Here is a 16,494-nt window from a genome sequence, read left to right as displayed (position 1 = left end):
GGTTCTCCCGGTCGGGGTCAGGATGCGGTGAATTCGCGGACGATGGCCCACTCGGGCTGCGCGGCGGTGGCGCGCAGGCGGACGTAGCGGGCCGGGGTGGTGGCGCCGGCCCGGATCTCGGGCTGGTCGCGGTAGGTGCCGAGGGTCGTCCAGGTGAGCCCGTCCGCCGAGCTCTCCAGGATGCCTTGCTTGAGGTAGTCGCCGGGGTGGGCGACGGGGTCGGCCATCAGCACCTCGATCCGGCCGGGCGCCTTGACGGCGCCGAGGTCCAGCGTCAGGTAGTCGCCCGGCCGGATGCCGCGCCCGCCCCAGAAGTAGGTGGCCGGGTCGCCGTCGGCGGCCAGGTGCAGGCCGTGGGTGTCGTGGGCGGGCAGGGAGGAGCTGAGTGCTCCCGCGCTTGAGGCGACGGTGGTGATCCCGAACTCGCCGATGCGCAGGGGCGGGGCGGGCCGGGTCAGGCGCAGGCGGACGTATCGCCCGCTGGTGCCGGTGGGGAGCTGGGCGTGGATTTCGCCGGGACCGGTCACCGGGCCGGCCGCGCTCCACTGCCGTCCGTCGGATGAGGTCTCCAGGTCGGCGTGGATCCGGCTGGACAGGACCAGGTCGAGCGAGCCGAGCTGCCGGACCGTGCCGAGGTCGAGGCGGATCTCCTCGCCGCGCCTGGCCGGGCGCAGGCTCTGGAAGGTGGTGCCGGGACGGCCGTCGAGGAGGTTGTCGAGGGAGTGGCCGGGTGCCGCGGCCAGGCTGGCGGAGGGGACGGGGCCGATGACGCGCAGCGGGGTGGTGACGCCGGGAGCGCGGCCGATCAGCTCGATCAGCGGGGCGAAGTCGTCGTAGCGGGCGGTTGCCGGTGTGCTGCCCCAGGCGGTTTGGGCCAGCGAGCGCAGCGGCCGGAGCAGGCCCCAGGCCACCTGGTTCTCGTCTTCGAGGTTGGGCGGGATGTCGGCCCAGACGCTGAGCTGCACGCCGTCGGCCTGGGCGGAGTGCCCGCCGGCGAAGTCCGTGGGCCGGAAGCGCTCGTACACGTCGGCGGGGTCGGGGTGACTGATGCCGAGGATGTGGTAGAGCCGTTCCCAGTTGGCGTTGACGACCCGGTGCCCGCGCTCGCGCAGCGCCTGCGGGGTGGGGGTGGCCGCGCCGTACCAGTGGGAGATCTCCACCGCCGGGTCGACCTGGACGTGGTAGCCGTCGACGAGCTGGTCGTTCCAGATCCGCAGTCGTTTACCTGAGGCGCGTACGAGGTGGCCCGCGGTGTTGACGAAGCCGTAGAGCAGGTCGCGGGCGCGCGCCTGGGGGCCGTATCTGGCCTTGGCGGCGGCCTCCAGCTGCGGGAAGCCGCCGATCTCGCGTTCGGACAGCCATTCGTCGGCGCCCAGGTGCCACCCCTGCCCGGGGAAGAGCGGCAGGTATTCCTCGATCAGCTCCCTGGCCAGGGTCCAGGCGGCCTCCTGTGACAGGTCCAGCGCGCCTGGCTTGCCGGGCAGCCGCAGGCCGGGGTGGGCGGCGAGGATCTGCGTCATGTGGCCGGGCATGCTGATCTCGGGGATGATCGTGATGTGGCGCCGGGCGGCGAAGTCGATCAGGGCGGTGATCTCGGCCTTGGTGTAGTGCTCGGCCGAGACGACCTCGGGGTGGCGGGTGCTCTCGATCCGGAAGCCCTGGTCGTCGGACAGGTGGAGCTGCAGGGTGGTGTACTTCAGGTAGGCCAGCTCGCGGATGTGGTCGCGTAACCAGCGCAGCGAGTAGTACTTGCGGCCCACGTCGAGCATGACGGTGCGCTCGCCGGCCTCGGCCCAGTCGCGCGCGGTCCCGCCGGGGATCACGGTCGACTGCCGCAGGAGTTGCAGCGCGCTGCGGGTGCCGTGGAAGACGTCGCCGTCGGTGGCGCCGCTGATGGTCAGGACGGCTGCCGCGTGCAGGCGGTATCCCCGCTGTTCGCCGCCCAGCCGCAGGAGGATGTCGCCGGGCCGGGCCCGGCCCGGTTCGGCCACCGGGACCCGCCGTCCGGTGGCCGCGGCCAGGTCCTCGGCGAACACCTCAGCGGTACGGCGGAGCGCCGTGGGCGCCAGCACCCGCGACTGCGGGCCGGACCGGTAGCGGCCCGGCCCATCCTGCCACTCCCGCATCGCCGGGATGACCTGCGGAGCCTTGGTGCCCGCCGGGACGAGCGAAGAGTCCTTGCCAACCGCCTGGGCGGTCGGCAGGGCATGTTCCCGCGCCGCCGCCGGGGCGGTTAACGCGGTGCAGGTCAGGGCCAGAGCGGTCAAGATGCGGCCGATCATGAGCTGTTCCCTCCGATGGTTCCGAGCAGGACCTCGACCGCGGCCAGTGCGCAGGCGCGGGAGGCTCCGTGGGTGGCCAGGTAGCCGCGGGCGGCCGGGCGGTGGTGCGGCACGCCCATTTCCACGACGACGGCATCGGGGTGGGCGGCCAGCAGGTCGCCCATCGCTGCGGCCATCCAGGGGTGGCGGTGCGCGTCGCGCACCACTACGACCACTGGGTGGCCGTAGCCGGGCGCCGGGACGGGACCGTCCGGTGTGATCTTGACCGCCTGGGTGCCGGGCAGCCGGTCTCGCAGGATGGCGCTCAGGCCCCAGCCGGTCTCGCCGATCGCGTCGGTGATGGCGGGTTCGAACTCCAGCACCAGGGGCGGTCCGCTGAGCCGTACCGCGCCGTGGATCCGGAGTGCGCGCCGGGCGGCGGCCAGCCCGATCTCCCGGTCCGGGGCGAGCCCGTCGACCGGGCGGGCCCAGGCGGCCAGGCGCCGCACCCGGCCGGCGGCTTCGGCCAGCCGCTCCTCGGGCAGCCGGCCCTGCCGTACGGCCTGTACCAGGGCTTCTCGCAGCCGCTCGGTACGGCTTTCGCCGTTGCGTGCGCCGAGGCACAGGGCGTCGACCCCGGCGGCGATGGCTCGCACGCCCGCCTCGACGATGCCGTAGTGGTCGTAGACGGCCCGCATCTCGAGGGAGTCGGAGACGACCACGCCGTCGTAGGTGAGTTCGCCGCGCAGGACGTCGGTGATGAGCGTGCGGCTGAGCGTCGCGGGTGCCTCGTCGTAGGCGGGTACGACAAGGTGGGCGGTCATGACGCTGGCCGTGCCGGCGGCGATGGCCGCACGGAACGCGGGCAGCGCGACGGTCTGCCAGTAGTCGCGCCCCTCACCGTCGACGGGTAGGTCCAGGTGGGAGTCGACGGTGGTGCCGCCGTGCCCGGGAAAGTGCTTGGCGCAGGCCGCGACCCGTTGTTCCTGCAGCCCGGTGACGAAGGCGGCGGTGTGCCTGGCCACGGTGGCCGGGTCGTCGCCAAAGGCGCGGGCGGCGATGGCGGGGTTGTCGGCGCTGGTGTTGACATCGGCGACGGGGGCGAAGTTCCAGTTGACGCCAGCGGCGGCGAGGTCGGCGCCGAGGTGGCGGGCGACCTCGGCGGTCAGGCCGGTGTCGTCGATGACGCCCAGGGCCAGGCTGCCCGGCCAGGGGCTGCCGTCGGCCAGGTCGAGGCGGGTGACGTCGCCGCCTTCCTCGTCGATGGCGATCAGAACGTCCGGGTTGGCGGCGCGCAGGCCGGCGGTGAGGCGGGTGAGCTGGGCGCGGTCGCGCACGTTGCCGTGGTAAAGCACCACGCCGCCGAGTCCCTCGGCGAGGCGGGCGCGCACCCAGTCGGGGGCGTCGTGGCCGGCGAATCCGGGCAGCAGGCAGGCGTCGGCCAGGTGGTGAAGGTTCATCCTTTGACCGCTCCCGCGGTGAGTCCGGAGGTGACCTTGCGGTGCACCGCGACGAAGAAGATGACGACGGGCAGGGCCGTCAGCGTGGAGGCGGCCATCAGCGGCCCCCACGCGGTGCCGTTGCGGGTGGTGAAGGAGGCCAGCCACACCGTCAGCGTCCGGTTCTCGGGGCTGGACAGCAGCACGTAGGCCAGCAGGTACTCGTTCCAGGCCTGCACGAAGGCGAAGATCGAGGTGGCCACCAGCCCGGGGGCGACCAACGGCAGCACGATGCGGACGAACGCCCCCAGGCGGGTGCAGCCGTCGACCAGGGCCGCCTCTTCCAGCTCGGAAGGAATGTTGACGATGAAACCGCGCAGCGTCCAGATGGCGAACGGCAGCACGAACGTGAGGTAGGTGACGATCACCCCGGTCAGCGTGTCGGTCTGGCCGAGGCCGTCGAGGAGCAGATACAGCGGGATGATCATCGCGGTGACCGGGATCATCTGCACCACAAGCAGGGTCAGCAGGAACGTCCGCCGGCCGCGGAAGGCGAAGCGGGCGACGGCGACCGCGGCGAGGAAGGCCACGGCCAGGGAGATGAGCACGGTGGCGAGCACCAGGATCAGGCTGCTGCGGACGGCGTCGAGGAAGTGGGACCGCTCGATCGCGGCGGCGAAGTTGTCGAGGGTGGGGCGCAGCGGGAGCCACTGTGGGGTCAGCGACAGGATGTCGGGGCCGGTCTTGAAGGCGGTGGCGATCATCCAGTAGATCGGGAAGAACATCACCGCCGCGATGGCCAGGGCGGCCGCGGTCGCCAGGTGGCGCTTCATGAGACCTCCCCGGAGCGGACCATGCGCCGCGTGTAGCCGAATCCGGCTACCAGGAGCAGGAGCACCATGATCACCGCGATGGCGGCGCCGGTGCCGTAGCTGCTGGCGCCGAAGGACTGCAGGTAGGAGTAGATGCCGAGGGTGTAGTAGTCCTCGGAGGGTGAGGCGCCGTTGAGCACCCAGATCTGGTTGAAGATCTGGAAGTCCCAGATGATCTCCAGGATGGTGACCAGTGCGAAGATCGGCCGGATGATCGGGAAGGTTACGTGCAGGAAGACCTGCCGGTTCGTGGCGCCGTCGATCAGGGCGGCCTCGGTCAGTTCCCGCGGCACCTGGACGAGCGCGGCGTGCAGGGTGATCACGGCGAAGGGCAGGGCGCCCCAGACCACCAGCGCGGAGACCACGCCGAGGCCCTGGACCGGGTCCTCGAACCAGTTGTGGTGGCCGAGTCCGAGCACGTGGTTGAGCACGCCGAAGTCGTAGTCGACCATCCACTGCCACACGGCGATGGCGACGATGCCGGGGGTGGCCCAGACGAAGACCAGGCTGCTGGTCAGGATCGTCTTGGCGCGCCGGCCGAGGTGGAGCATGAGCCGGGCGATCAGCAGGCTCAGGATCATCGTCGCCACGACGTTGACCGCGGTGAAGACGACGGTCCTGGCGGTGACGGTCCAGAAGAAGGGGTCGGTCAGGACCCTGGTGTAGTTGTCCAGGCCGATCCAGCGGGCCTGGCCGGTCAGCAGCTGGCGCAGGCCGTACTGCTGGAAGGAGACCAGCACCAGCTTGACCAGCGGATAGCCGAGGATCAGCGCCATGACCACCAGCGCGGGGGCGAGCAGGAGGTAGGGCAGTGCGCGCCGTGGCCTGCGGGGGCGTGCCCGCCGTACCCGGGAGTGTCCGGGTTCGGCGCGCGCCACGGTGTCGACCTGCATCAGGACGCCGCGTTCAGGGTGGCGGTGAGCTCCTCGTCGGCCTTCCCGGCCGCGCTCGCCACGTCCGCCTTGCCGGTGAGGATGTCGACGATCATGTTGGTGAGGGTGCCCTTCTTCTCCACCAGCCCCCAGTTGTCGGTGACCGGGACGAACCAGCTCGCCTTGGCCGCCTCGGCGAACGGGCGCGCCTCCTCGGGCACCTCGCCGATGAGGGTGGTGGTGTTGGGGACCAGGCTCTTGCCGGCGATGGCCGTCTGCGCCGACGTCCCCGTGAAGGCCGCGACCCACTGCAGGGCCAGGTCCCGGTGCTTGCTCTTGGCCGGCACGGCCAGATCGGAGCCGCCGATGAAGGCCGGCATCGGGGTGCCCGCCGCCGGGCCGGGCAGCGGGAAGGCGCCGATCTTGCCCTTCAGCTCGGGGTTGCCGCCTTGGGCGGGGTCCAGGATGCGCGAGACCTCGCGGCCCAGGCCGAGCAGCATGGCGGCGTTGCCCTGGGCGAAGGTCTGGTCCTGCTTGGAATCGTCGCCCCGCTTGTCGGCGCGCGACAGCTTGCCGGCCAGCTCCTTGAACTTGGTGAGTCCGGCGACGGCCTGCGGCGAGCTGAGCGTGCCGCGCCACTTGCCACCCTCCTGGACGGCGACCTTGCCGCCGAACCCCTCGACGAACGAGCCCGGCCCTGCCCAGCTGTAGCGGCCTGGCAGGTAGAAGGCGGAGAAGTTGGGGTTGCCGCGGTTGGCCGCCATCAGCTTCTCGCCCGCGGCGATGAGCTCGTCGATGGTCTGGGGGGTCTCGGTGACGCCGGCCTTCTCGAATAGCTCCTTGTTGTAGATCACCGCCCGGCTGCCGCCGTAGTACGGCACGCCGTACAGCCTGCCCTCAAAGGTGGCCGAGTCGGTCAGGCTCCGCACCCAGGTGGCGGAGTTCTCGAAGCGGCTCTTGTCACCCGTCAGGTCGGCGAAGGCGCCCGCGGCCATGTAGCGGGCCATCTCGGTGTTGCCGAGTTCCACCACATCGGGCGGGCTGTCGCCGGCCAGGGCGGTGTCGAGCTTGGTCAGATGGTCTCCCCACTGCTGGGTCTCCACCTTCACCTGTACGCCGGTCTTGGCGGTGAAGGTGTCGTTGGCCGCTTTGAGGGCCTCGGGCCAGGTGTCCTGGGCCTCCGGCTGCAGCCAGACGGTGATCGAGGCGGGCTTGTCCGCCGTGGCCGTCGGAGCGGAGCCCGAGGTCGGCGAGGCGCCGCACGCGGAGGCTGCCGAAACGGCCACGCACGCCAACACGATGCGGGATTTCATGATTGTTCTTCCTCCAGAAGCAGGCCGCGCGCATGGGCGCGACGGCAGACCATCCCCCGAAATCGGTACGGTGATGGGGCCCGGGGAGCAGCGGACGCTCACGACCCGGGCGAGGGCGGCGCGCTGCCGCCCTGGCGGGAAGGTGAAACCGGGCGGCCCCAGCCGCGCCGCGAATCTAACCGAGCTGGTCGGCCGCAGGCGCCTCCTCGTTCTCGCCCCGCAGCCGGCTGGCGACCAGCCGGCTAGCGCAGTCCTGGATGCCCAGCGCGAGCGCACCGACCAGCACAGGGGTGTCACCGAGCGCGGAGATCTCCAGCCGTGGCGGGTAGTGCACGCACCGCTCCAGTTCCGTCCGCACCTCCTCCAGGAGTTCCTGGCAGTGGATGCCGATGCCGCCGCCCAGGACGACGAGCTCGACGTCGGTGATGCGGGCGATCGGCCTGATGTAGGCGGCGATGCGCCGGGCCTGCTCGGAGCGCACCGCGATGGCCGCGGGATCGCCCGCGGCGGCACGGGCGAAGATCTCCTCCGGGCTGGTGTCGCGCAGCCCGTGGTGCTCGGCGGCGTAGGTGAGCATGGCGTGCTCGGCGGCGCTGGCGGCGTCGCCGGGCAGGTCGACCTCGCCGGCCGCGCCCCGGTGGCCGCGGTGCAGCCGGCCCCGCAGGACCAGACCCATGCCGACACCGGTCCCGATCGACAGGAACACGAAGTCGTCCACCCCGGCCGCCAGCCCCCGCCACTGCTCACCGATGGCGGCCAGGTTGATGTCGTTCTCCACCACCGCCGGGTGACCCAGCGAGCGCTCCATCGCGGCCACGATCGGATAGGTCTCGGTCCGCTCCGGGTTCAGCCGCCAGATCTTGCCGTCCTCGGGGTTGATGATGCCGGGCACGCCGATCACCGTCGCCTCCAGAGCGGGCAGAACGACACCCGCCTCCTCCAGCAGCCGGTTGCGCAGGCCCAGGGCCAGGTCGGGCAACTGCGCGGTGTCGCCCCCATGCGGTACGGCGCCGCGCGCGTGCACCGTCCCGCTCAGATCCGCCAGCGCCGCCCGCAGAAACCGGGCCCCGACGTCCACACCGAGCACGTAGGCGGCCTCGGGCACGGGCTCGAACGTGTTGCCCCGCTGCCGGGCCACACCATCGGCGCTCTCGCGCACCAGCCCGGCCTGCAGCAGATCGCTCAGCACGTTCGAGACGGTGGGCTTGGCCATCCCGGTCAGGCGGGCCACCTCCGCCCGTGAGATCGGACGTTCTCTGCGGATCACGTCGAAGACCGTCTGGGCGTTGAGCAGTCTCAGCAGCGGAGCGTTCGCGCTCTTCCTCATCACGACGCCCACGCTAGTAACACTCCATTACCAAATCAAGTAACAAAGTATTACTACCAGCGGGTAACTTCGGAGCGTCCCTCCGAACCGTCCCCGACAACGGATCATCTTCCCGCGCCCCGAACGTCACACTCCGAGCTGTGCCGGACATCAACCAGATGCCCGGCACCCCTCGGCAAGGAGACCCTGTGACCCACCGAGATCGCTTCGAAGCGATCTACGACACCTACTAGCCGGCGATCCACCAGTACGCCGCACGCCGTACCGAATCCCCCGACGTCATCTCCGAGACCTTCCTCACCGCCTGGCGGCGCATCGGCGACGTGCCCGAGGGCGAGCAGGCACTGTTGTGGCTGTACGGAGTGGCCCGCCGGGTGCGAACTACGCACGGCGATCATGACCCCCCAGACACGCCCGCACCGCGCGACCCGGCCCCTGACACGGCCGGCCCGCGCCATCGCACTCATCGCGGCCGCGGCGGCGGCGCTCCTTCTCGGCCAGATCACCCTCACCGCCACGCCCACCCCCACACCCGGCGACACCACCTCGATCCTCCTGGCCGCCGCCGCCACAGCCCGAACCGCCCCCGAAGGCGCGTACTGGCGCCTAAAGCAGCTCTACACAGGCACCGCGGGACCCTACGGCACCACCACCTACCGCCTGCGAACCTCCCACCTCACCGAGACCTGGGTGGCCAAGAACGGCCGCATCTGGATCGGCCACAGGCAACTGGCCGCCCGCCCCCTCGACCTGGAGGCCTGGCGCCGCGACGGCTCCCCGGCCCAATGGCCGATGGGCAAGGACGGCGGCCTCCACTCCACCACACCCGGCCAGGGCACACTCACCCGGCTCAAAGGAGAACGCAAGCTCCACTGGAGCGCCCTGCCCCTGACCATCAAACAGATCGAGGCACTGCCCGCCGACCCCGAAGCACTGAAGAAACGGGCCACTGAGGCGATCGGCAGCGACCGGGATCTCGCCGGACCGGCACAGGACGGCCTGCCACGCACCCTGGCATCACTCCTGTACGAACTGCCCGCCTCCCCACAGGTGCGCAGCGCCGCCTACCAGGCGCTCGCGACCCTGCCCGCCGTACAGGTCGAAGGCGCGGCCACCGACCCGCAGGGACGGCCGGGCATCGCCGTGACCTTCCCCATCCAGCAGGGCCAGCCCACCCAGGGCCGGCTCATCATCGACCCCGGCACCTCCCAGGTCCTCACCTACGAAATCACCCGCATACCTCACAAGGCAGACCAGCTCACCACGATCCTGGAGTCCGGCTGGACCGACACCCGGCCCTCCCCGCCCTCCACCGAGTGAAGGCCGCCGCGCCCTCACGGACTGAGATGAGACGCCAGAGCCTTCGCCAGATCGGCAGGCTCCCACCCATGCCCCGCACCCGGCACCTCCGCCCGCTCCGCCCGCCCCAGCGACGCCACCATCGAATCCGCCGCCTCGGCGAAGAACGGAAAAGCCCCCGCCCCCAGCAACACCACCACCGGCACCTCGACCCGAGCCCACAACCGCCGCCGCGGCGCCGACTGCGTCCACGCCAGCGCCTCCGCATCCGCCCGCACACTCGGCGCCATCCGCTCGAACATCGGCCACGCCGGCCCGTTCCGCATCCCCTCGAACCACTCCGGCGGCATCCCCGCCATGAACCGCCGCAACGTCGCCTCCCGATCCCCCGACGCCGCCAGCGCATCGATCTCCGCCAGAAACGCCGCCCCGTCCTCCCCCTCCTCAGCGCCCAGCGGCACCTCCCACAACAACAACCGCTCCACCCCGGCAACCGCCACCGCCGCGGCCAGCGCGATCGCCCCACCCGAAGAACTGCCGAACAGCGACGCCCGCCCCCCGACCATCTCCACCAGCGCCCGCACCGCCGCCACCTCACCCTCCAGCGTGAACGGCGCCTCGCCCCCGCTGTCCCCCCGCCCCGGCCGGTCGTAGTGCACCACGTCGTACCCACGCCTAGCCAGCTCGCTCGTCAGCGCCCGCGTCCCCGGATCGACCGCACGAAACTGCCCCGCCCCACCCACCAGAATCACCGCGGGCCCGCTGCCCTCCCGGTCGTAGGCGATACGCACACCCTGCGCGGTCTCGACGAAACCCGTCATCCCTGAACCTCCTGTACGGCTACGCGAACACCCCCGCCCACCAGACAGACCCTCCACCCAGGGAAAACTCATCGCACGACGCACGAAGCCAAGGACCGACCCCACCCGCCGATGGACCATCCTGGAGCACGTGGACGCAGACCTCATGCCGATCGGCCAGTTCGCCCGCCTGACCCGCCTCAGCATCAAACAACTCCGCCACTACGACGAACGCGGCTTGCTCACCCCCGCCCACGTCGACCCCGACACCGGCTACCGCCACTACCACCCCGCCCAAGCCCGCCAGGCCCTCACCATCGGCCTGCTGCGCTCCCTCGACGTCCCCCTCGCCACCATCGCCGACGTCCTGAACGGCACCCCCCACGCCCTCGACCGCGTCCGCCACGACCTCGAAACCGAACTCGACCGCCGCCGCCGCACCCTCGCCTCCCTCCACCACCTCATCACCCACGGCCTGCCCGACACCCCCGTCCACCTCACCACCCAGCCCACCCAGACCGTCCTGCTCACCCGCGAACCCGCCACCGGCCCCCACGACATCCCCCGCGCCACCTCCACCGCCATCGCCCGCCTCCTGTCCGCCGCCCCCACCCAGCGGCCACCCCAGCTCACCGGCCTGTTCCCCCTCGACCTCGACGACCCCCTCCACATCACCGCCACCCTCACCACCACCCCGGACACCCCACCCCCCACCACCCCCGGACTCCACCACACCCACCTGCCCGGCGGCACCTTCGCCACCACCACCCATACCGGCCCCTACGACCAGATCCCCCTCACCGCCCACACCCTCCTCACCTGGTGCGCGGAACACGGCCACCACCCCACCGGCCCGCTGCGCGAGGTCTACCTCACCGACCCCGCCACCACCCCACCCGACCAGCAGCTCACCCAGCTCATGCTCCCCCTCACGCCGCCCGCAACGCCGCCTCCGTAACCGCCCGCGCCACCCGCGGCCGCCGCACCACCTCCACCCCCTCCGACACCTGATCCACACACCCCACCACCGGCAACGCCGCCACCTGCGGATCCGACACCGCCGCCAGCAACGCCCGCGCGAACCTCTCCCCGCCGATCACCAAGAACGGCCGGTCGTGAAACCCTCGCACCCGCGCATCCAACGGCTCGGCCAGCGCCATCCGGTTCTGCAACGCCGCCACCCGCCCATACGCCCGCGCCAGCCCCTCCTCCCGCTCCCGCCATGAACGCCCGCCCACCGCCACCGCCAGCGCCTCACCCAGCTCCGCCGACCCCGGCACCCGAGCCAGCGCACTACCCAGCCACTTCGCATACGGCGGATAGCGCCGCCGCAGCAACAACGCCAGCCGCATCACCTCACGCACCAGCCCCGCCCCCACCACCGCCGACCCCAGCTCGTCGCCCACCTCGCCGCACCGCCCCGGAATCGGCTCCTCCTGCGCGATCCGCATCCACTGACACGCCAGCACATACCGCCACACATCACGCGGATACCAGCTCAGCGCCTCCCGGACCGCCCCCAGCTCCCCCAGCCCATCGTGGAAGACCTCGCCGCCCGTCACCTCCGCCAGGCTCTGCCACGGCAGCGACAACCAGTCCAGCAACGACACCCCGCCCCGCGGATCGAACCCCAGCACCCCCTCCAGCCAGGCCCCCAGCTCACACACCCGCACCCCAGGCCGCGAACGCCCCCGATACCCGAACACCGTCGGATACCCGCCGAAGCGCTCCGGCAGCCCCGCCGCCACCGCGGCCCGCACCGCCGCCACATCCCCGCCCGCCACGAACACCAGCACCCTCGGCCCCCAGTCATGATCAGCCGAACGCTCGGTGTCGAACGCCAGCACCTCAGACCCGGGACCGATGAGCGCCGCACTGTGCGGCACGGCCCCCACCAGCGGAGCCACGACCTCGCCATAGAAGGCGCGGGACAACTCAAGACCAGGCACGAAATCGGACATCATTCGTCAACTCTGCCTGACCCGCCCCCAAAGCTCACCCCAATATTCAGCCCCGGACGTGGATGGCCTCGCCCGCCTCCACCAGCGCCCGCCCCGCCGTCAGCGTCGCCACCCACGCCTGCAACGCCGCCACCTCATCGGCGCCGACCGCCACCGAGAACACCACCGACGCCCCATAGGCCACCTCACGCACCGCGAACCGCGACGCCCGCAGGCCGTTCTCCACCCGGCCCGCCTGATCGTGGGCCACCGACACCCGCATCAGCCTGGCCGGCACCATCCGCACCGGCTCGGCACGGTCCAGCGTCTCGGTCACCGCCGAGCCGTAGGCGCGCACCAGACCGCCCGCCCCGAGCAGCACCCCGCCGAAGTAGCGCGTCACCACCGCCACCACGTCGCTGAAACCCCGCCCGGCCAGCGCCTGCACCATCGGCGTGCCCGCCGTCCCGCCCGGCTCGCCGTCGTCGTCGCCCTTCTGCACGCTCTGGCCGATCACGTAGGCGGAGCAGTTGTGGGTGGCCGAGGGGTGCAGGCGCCGCCGCTCGGCGATGAACGCCTGCGCCTGCTCCACGCTCCCGGCCGGGGCGGCCGCGCAGACGAAGCGCGAACGCCGTACCTCGCTCTCGTGCTCGATGAGGGTGTCGAGGGTGAGGTAGGAGTGGGGCATTTCCCCAACCTAGCGCCTTTACAAAGTAGATCAATCTGTTGGGGGACCATAGCCGCCGCCACCGCCCGACTCGCAGCGCAGCACGTCACCGGCCACCACCGGCAGCGCGTTGACCTTCAGCATGGCCCGCTCGCCGGCCGTACCCGGATTGAGGAGCACGCGCGGCGGCGCGCCCGCCGCGCCGCCCTCAAGGCCCCACGCCGGCGTCACCGACCGCTCGAACCACAGCGACAGCGAGGTGTCGCCCAGAAACTCGTACTCGCGCACCACGCCGTCGCCGCCCCGCCACCGGCCCGCGCCCCCCGTGCCCGGGCGGATCGCGTAGCGGGTGACGCGCACCGGGAACAGCGTCTCCAGCACCTCGATCGGCATGTCCCGCAGCGACCCGTTGACGTTGTTGATCAGCGCGGACTCGCCGTCGCCGCCCTCCCACGCGCCCCAGCCGCCCACCGTCGCCTCCTGCGAGACGTACATCTTGCCCGTGCGCGGGTCGGTCCCGGTGAACTGCACGATGAGCGAGTCGCCGTAGGAGGCGGCCGCGGCCCGCTCCGGCAGCACCGGCGCCAGCGCCTTGACCACCAGGTCGATGAGCAGGCCCAGATGGGAGTAGTAGTACTGGCAGGCGGCCGGCGAGCGCGCGGCCAGCATGCTGCCCGGCCGCGTCACCACCTCCAGCGGCCGGAACGAGCCGCCGTTCAGCGGCACCTCACCGCTGACCAGCAGCTTGTAGGCCACCCGCACCGCCGCCACCGCCTGCGCCGCCCCGCAGTTGACCGGGCCGCCCGCCTGGTCGGCACAGTCGCTCAGATCGACCTCGATCCGCTCGCCCTCGACGCTCACGCGCACGTTGACCGGCAGCGGACGATCCAGCGTGATGCCGTCGTTGTCCAGAAAACCGCCGGCGGTGTAGACGCCGTCGGGGATGGCGGCGATCGCCTGCCGCTCCAGCCGCTCGGTCTGGGCGAAGATCTCCTCCCGCGCGGCCTTCACCGTCTCCATGCCCCAGCGGGCGACGATCTCGGCCAGGCGCCGCTGGCCGGTCATCGCGCAGGCGACCTGGGCGCGCATGTCGCCGAGCGTCGCGTGCGGGAAGCGCACGTTGCGGGCGATGACCTCGTGCAGGTCCCGGCACGGCTGACCGCCCTCGTAGATCTTCACCGGGCCCAGCCGCAGCCCCTCCTGGAAGATCGAGGTCGAGTCCATGGAGCCGCCCGGGTCCTTGGAGCCCACATCCAGCCAGTGCGCCCGCGAGGCGGCGAACCCGGCCAGCTCCCCGCCGACGAAGATCGGCCCGTAGACGGTGACGTCGTTGAGGTGCGTGCCGCCGACGTAGGAGTCGTTGAGCATCCACACATCGCCCTCGCGCCACACCTGCCGCCCGTACCGGCGCTCGGTCTCGCGCGTGCACACCTCCAGGTTGCCCAGGAAGATCGGCAGCCCCGACGACTGCCCCAGCACCTGGTGCTCGGCGTCCAGCAGCGCGACCGCGCAGTCCTTGGCCTCGTAGATGACCGGGGTGTAGGAGGAGCGGATGAGGGTGGTGTTCATGTCCTCGGCCGCCTGCAGCAGCGCGCACCGGATGATTTCGGTCGTGACGGGATCGATCACAGAGAGTTCACCTTGATCAGGAGGAAGCCGTTGACGTCGACGGTGGCCCGGCAGCCGGGCGGGATGACCGTGGTCGCGGTCTCCTCGACCACGATCGCCGGCCCCTCCAGCTCGCCGTCCAGGTCCGCGCGTCGCAGCACCGGCGTGCGGTGCGTCTCGCCGCCGAAGATCACATCCCGTACGGCCGGCGCCCGCCCCCGCCCCGCCACCCGCGGCGCGGCCGCGCTCTTGGGAAAGCTGCCGAACCCGGTGCTGCGCACCATGACCAGCTCCACCGCCGCCTCCGGCGTGGCATGGCCGTAACGCGCGGTGTGCGCCTCGGCGTAACGCGCCGCCAGCGCCGCCAGAAAACCGGGCTCGGCAGGCTCACCGGCATCCCGCAACGGGATGGTCAGCGTGTAGTCCTGGCCCTCGTAGCGCATGTCGACCGCGTGCTCGACCCGGCGCCGCCCCTCCGGCACCCCCTGCCCGGCCAGCTCCCCCAGCGCCCGCGCCTGCAGATCGGCCAGCAGCGCCGCCATCCGCGCGCCGTCCACCTCGGCCTGCGGGCGGAAGAACGGCTGGGTGAGGTCGCGGCGCACGTCGGCCTCCAGCATCCCCCACGCCGAGAACGCCCCCGGAAAACGCGGCACCACCACGTCGCCGATGCCCAGCTCCCGCGCGATGAACGCCGCGTGCATCGCCCCGGCCCCGCCGAAGGCCACCAGCGTGAACTCCCTCGGCTCCACCCCGTGCTCCACCGTCAGCGTCCTGATCGCCTGCGCCATCTTGGCGTTGGCCACATCGCACACGCCCTCGGCCAGCGCCCGCGCCTGCATGCCGAGCTCCTCGGCCAGCGCCCCGATCGCGCGCTGCGCCGCCCCGGCGTCCAGCCGCATCAGCCCGCCGGCGAACCAGTCGGGATCGACCCGGCCCAGCACCAGGTTGGCGTCGGTCACCGTCGGCCGCGCCCCGCCCCGCCCGTAACACGCGGGCCCCGGTACGGCTCCCGCCGACTCCGGCCCCACCCGCAACGCCCCCGCCTCGGCGTAGGCCAGCGAACCGCCGCCCGCCCCGATCGTGTGCAGGTTCACGATCGGCATCAGCACCGGATAACCCTCGATGCGCGCCTCGGCGCTGACGTCGGGCCGCCCGCCCACCACCAGCGACACGTCGAAGGAGGTGCCGCCCATGTCCACGCAGATGGCGTTGCCCTCACCCAGCAGCCGCGCCGCCGCCACCCCGCCCATCGTGCCGCCCACCGGCCCCGACAGCAGCGTCTGCAACGGCCGGCGCATCGCGTACGCGGCGTTGACCAGCCCTCCCGAGGACTGCATCACGTGCACCGGCACGCCCAGCCCGCGCCCGGCGAACCGCTCCTGGATGCCGGCCAGATACCGGCGCACCACCGGCCCGGTGTAGGCCTCCAGCACGGCGCTGGAGGTGCGCTCGTACTCGCGCCACTCGCGCGCCACCTCGTGGCTCAGCACCACCAGCACGTCCTCGCCGAGCTCCTCGCGCAGGATCTCGCCCGCCCGGACCTCGTGGGCGGGGTTGGCGTAGGAGAACAGCAGGCTCACCGCCACCGCCTCGAAGCCCTCCTCGCGGGCCCGGCGCGCGGCCCGCCGTACCGCCTGCTCATCCAGCGGCGTCAGCTCCTCGCCGCGCCAGTCCAGCCGGCCGGCCGCCTCCATCACGTCGGCGCCCGGCACCAGCGGGACCGGCTTGCGGTAGCGCAGGTCGAACATGCGCTCGCGGTTGCCGCGCGCGATCCGGTACACGTCGCCCGCGCCGGCGGAGGACAGCAGCAGCACCCGGGCGCCCTTGCGCTCCAGCAGGGCGTTGAGCCCCTGCGTGGTGCCGTGGACGAAGAAGGAGATGCGCGCGGGCTCGGACACGACCTGGCCGAGGGCGTCGAACACGCCCTCGGCCAGGTCGGCGGGGGTGGAGGGGGCCTTGGCCGCCACGACGGCGCCGCCGTCTTCGTCGTAGCAGACGACGTCGGTGAAGGTGCCACCGATGTCCATCGCGACTCGATACGTCATGCCCCGCACCGTATGCGGCGCCGGGACCCCCGCGCTGTGCGGGGTGCACAG

General features: G+C 72.0%; 13 protein-coding genes. 2 read left to right on the top strand and 11 right to left on the bottom strand.

The genetic code is table 11. From position 1 onward, the window contains the following. Window positions 1-17: 17 nt before the first annotated feature. The 6 genes from ACIBEJ_RS05620 to ACIBEJ_RS05595 all read right to left on the bottom strand — a co-directional run bounded on the left by ACIBEJ_RS05620 (window position 18) and on the right by ACIBEJ_RS05595 (window position 8,084). Window positions 18-2,282, bottom strand: coding sequence for a family 20 glycosylhydrolase (locus ACIBEJ_RS05620; RefSeq protein ID WP_397181404.1), 2,265 nt, complete (start codon window positions 2,280-2,282; stop codon window positions 18-20). Continuing rightward, window positions 2,279-3,721 (bottom strand): glycoside hydrolase family 3 protein, encoded by a 1,443-nt coding sequence (locus ACIBEJ_RS05615; protein WP_397181403.1) that lies wholly within the window; start codon window positions 3,719-3,721, stop codon window positions 2,279-2,281. The genes ACIBEJ_RS05620 and ACIBEJ_RS05615 overlap by 4 nt, the downstream gene beginning before the upstream one ends. Next, a complete protein-coding gene (locus tag ACIBEJ_RS05610; RefSeq protein WP_397181402.1) occupies window positions 3,718-4,533 on the bottom strand; it encodes a carbohydrate ABC transporter permease in 816 nt (271 codons plus the stop codon). Before ACIBEJ_RS05610 ends, ACIBEJ_RS05615 begins: the two co-directional genes overlap by 4 nt. Continuing rightward, window positions 4,530-5,465 (bottom strand): carbohydrate ABC transporter permease, encoded by a 936-nt coding sequence (locus ACIBEJ_RS05605; RefSeq protein WP_397181401.1) that lies wholly within the window; start codon window positions 5,463-5,465, stop codon window positions 4,530-4,532. Before ACIBEJ_RS05605 ends, ACIBEJ_RS05610 begins: the two co-directional genes overlap by 4 nt. Then, window positions 5,465-6,757 (bottom strand): extracellular solute-binding protein, encoded by a 1,293-nt coding sequence (locus ACIBEJ_RS05600; protein ID WP_397181400.1) that lies wholly within the window; start codon window positions 6,755-6,757, stop codon window positions 5,465-5,467. The genes ACIBEJ_RS05605 and ACIBEJ_RS05600 overlap by 1 nt, the downstream gene beginning before the upstream one ends. 175 nt (window positions 6,758-6,932) lie before the next feature. Further along, window positions 6,933-8,084 (bottom strand): ROK family transcriptional regulator, encoded by a 1,152-nt coding sequence (locus tag ACIBEJ_RS05595; protein WP_397181996.1) that lies wholly within the window; start codon window positions 8,082-8,084, stop codon window positions 6,933-6,935. Between the two features lie 396 nt (window positions 8,085-8,480). On the opposite strand from ACIBEJ_RS05595, the gene ACIBEJ_RS05590 reads away from it, so the two are divergent. Beyond that, the gene (locus tag ACIBEJ_RS05590) at window positions 8,481-9,404 is read left to right on the top strand and encodes a CU044_5270 family protein (RefSeq protein ID WP_397181399.1); all 924 of its coding nucleotides are present in this window, start codon (window positions 8,481-8,483) and stop codon (window positions 9,402-9,404) included. A gap of 14 nt (window positions 9,405-9,418) precedes the next feature. Here the strand turns inward: ACIBEJ_RS05590 and ACIBEJ_RS05585 are convergent, their stop codons facing one another. Further along, on the bottom strand, window positions 9,419-10,204 hold the full coding sequence (locus tag ACIBEJ_RS05585; RefSeq protein WP_397181398.1) for an alpha/beta fold hydrolase: 786 nt from the start codon (window positions 10,202-10,204) through the stop codon (window positions 9,419-9,421). A gap of 130 nt (window positions 10,205-10,334) precedes the next feature. Here ACIBEJ_RS05585 and ACIBEJ_RS05580 point away from each other — a divergent pair, with 130 nt between their 5' ends. Next, window positions 10,335-11,141, top strand: coding sequence for a MerR family transcriptional regulator (locus ACIBEJ_RS05580; protein WP_397181397.1), 807 nt, complete (start codon window positions 10,335-10,337; stop codon window positions 11,139-11,141). On the opposite strand, the gene ACIBEJ_RS05575 is transcribed toward ACIBEJ_RS05580, so the two are convergent. From ACIBEJ_RS05575 to ACIBEJ_RS05560, 4 genes are read right to left on the bottom strand one after another with little or no spacing between them, the layout of a single operon-like run. After that, window positions 11,113-12,147 carry a DUF4037 domain-containing protein gene (locus ACIBEJ_RS05575; protein ID WP_397181396.1) on the bottom strand — a complete coding sequence of 345 codons (1,035 nt, stop codon included), beginning with the start codon at window positions 12,145-12,147 and terminating at the stop codon, window positions 11,113-11,115. The two genes, ACIBEJ_RS05580 and ACIBEJ_RS05575, sit on opposite strands and share 29 nt — an antisense overlap. A 43-nt stretch (window positions 12,148-12,190) precedes the next feature. Continuing rightward, the gene (locus ACIBEJ_RS05570) at window positions 12,191-12,811 is read right to left on the bottom strand and encodes a YigZ family protein (protein WP_397181395.1); all 621 of its coding nucleotides are present in this window, start codon (window positions 12,809-12,811) and stop codon (window positions 12,191-12,193) included. A gap of 30 nt (window positions 12,812-12,841) precedes the next feature. Beyond that, window positions 12,842-14,419: a hydantoinase B/oxoprolinase family protein gene (locus tag ACIBEJ_RS05565; protein WP_397181394.1), complete on the bottom strand. Its 1,578-nt coding sequence runs from the start codon at window positions 14,417-14,419 to the stop codon at window positions 12,842-12,844. Then, the gene (locus ACIBEJ_RS05560) at window positions 14,416-16,443 is read right to left on the bottom strand and encodes a hydantoinase/oxoprolinase family protein (protein WP_397181393.1); all 2,028 of its coding nucleotides are present in this window, start codon (window positions 16,441-16,443) and stop codon (window positions 14,416-14,418) included. The genes ACIBEJ_RS05565 and ACIBEJ_RS05560 overlap by 4 nt, the downstream gene beginning before the upstream one ends. Between the last annotated feature and the right edge of the window lie 51 nt (window positions 16,444-16,494).

This window comes from Nonomuraea sp. NPDC050790 (assembly GCF_044456745.1).
In the GTDB taxonomy this organism is placed as follows: Bacteria; Actinomycetota; Actinomycetes; order Streptosporangiales; family Streptosporangiaceae; genus Nonomuraea.
The sequence above is the reverse complement of the archived record's forward strand: the minus strand, read 5'-3'. Positions and strand labels throughout refer to the sequence as shown.

Coding starts and splice junctions, on each gene's coding strand:
- ACIBEJ_RS05620 (WP_397181404.1), bottom strand. CDS start 2,282: ATGATCGGCCGCATCTTGACCGCTCTGGCCCTGACCTGCACCGCGTTA.
- ACIBEJ_RS05615 (WP_397181403.1), bottom strand. CDS start 3,721: ATGAACCTTCACCACCTGGCCGACGCCTGCCTGCTGCCCGGATTCGCC.
- ACIBEJ_RS05610 (WP_397181402.1), bottom strand. CDS start 4,533: ATGAAGCGCCACCTGGCGACCGCGGCCGCCCTGGCCATCGCGGCGGTG.
- ACIBEJ_RS05605 (WP_397181401.1), bottom strand. CDS start 5,465: ATGCAGGTCGACACCGTGGCGCGCGCCGAACCCGGACACTCCCGGGTA.
- ACIBEJ_RS05600 (WP_397181400.1), bottom strand. CDS start 6,757: ATGAAATCCCGCATCGTGTTGGCGTGCGTGGCCGTTTCGGCAGCCTCC.
- ACIBEJ_RS05595 (WP_397181996.1), bottom strand. CDS start 8,084: ATGAGGAAGAGCGCGAACGCTCCGCTGCTGAGACTGCTCAACGCCCAG.
- ACIBEJ_RS05590 (WP_397181399.1), top strand. CDS start 8,481: ATGACCCCCCAGACACGCCCGCACCGCGCGACCCGGCCCCTGACACGG.
- ACIBEJ_RS05585 (WP_397181398.1), bottom strand. CDS start 10,204: ATGACGGGTTTCGTCGAGACCGCGCAGGGTGTGCGTATCGCCTACGAC.
- ACIBEJ_RS05575 (WP_397181396.1), bottom strand. CDS start 12,147: ATGATGTCCGATTTCGTGCCTGGTCTTGAGTTGTCCCGCGCCTTCTAT.
- ACIBEJ_RS05570 (WP_397181395.1), bottom strand. CDS start 12,811: ATGCCCCACTCCTACCTCACCCTCGACACCCTCATCGAGCACGAGAGC.
- ACIBEJ_RS05560 (WP_397181393.1), bottom strand. CDS start 16,443: ATGACGTATCGAGTCGCGATGGACATCGGTGGCACCTTCACCGACGTC.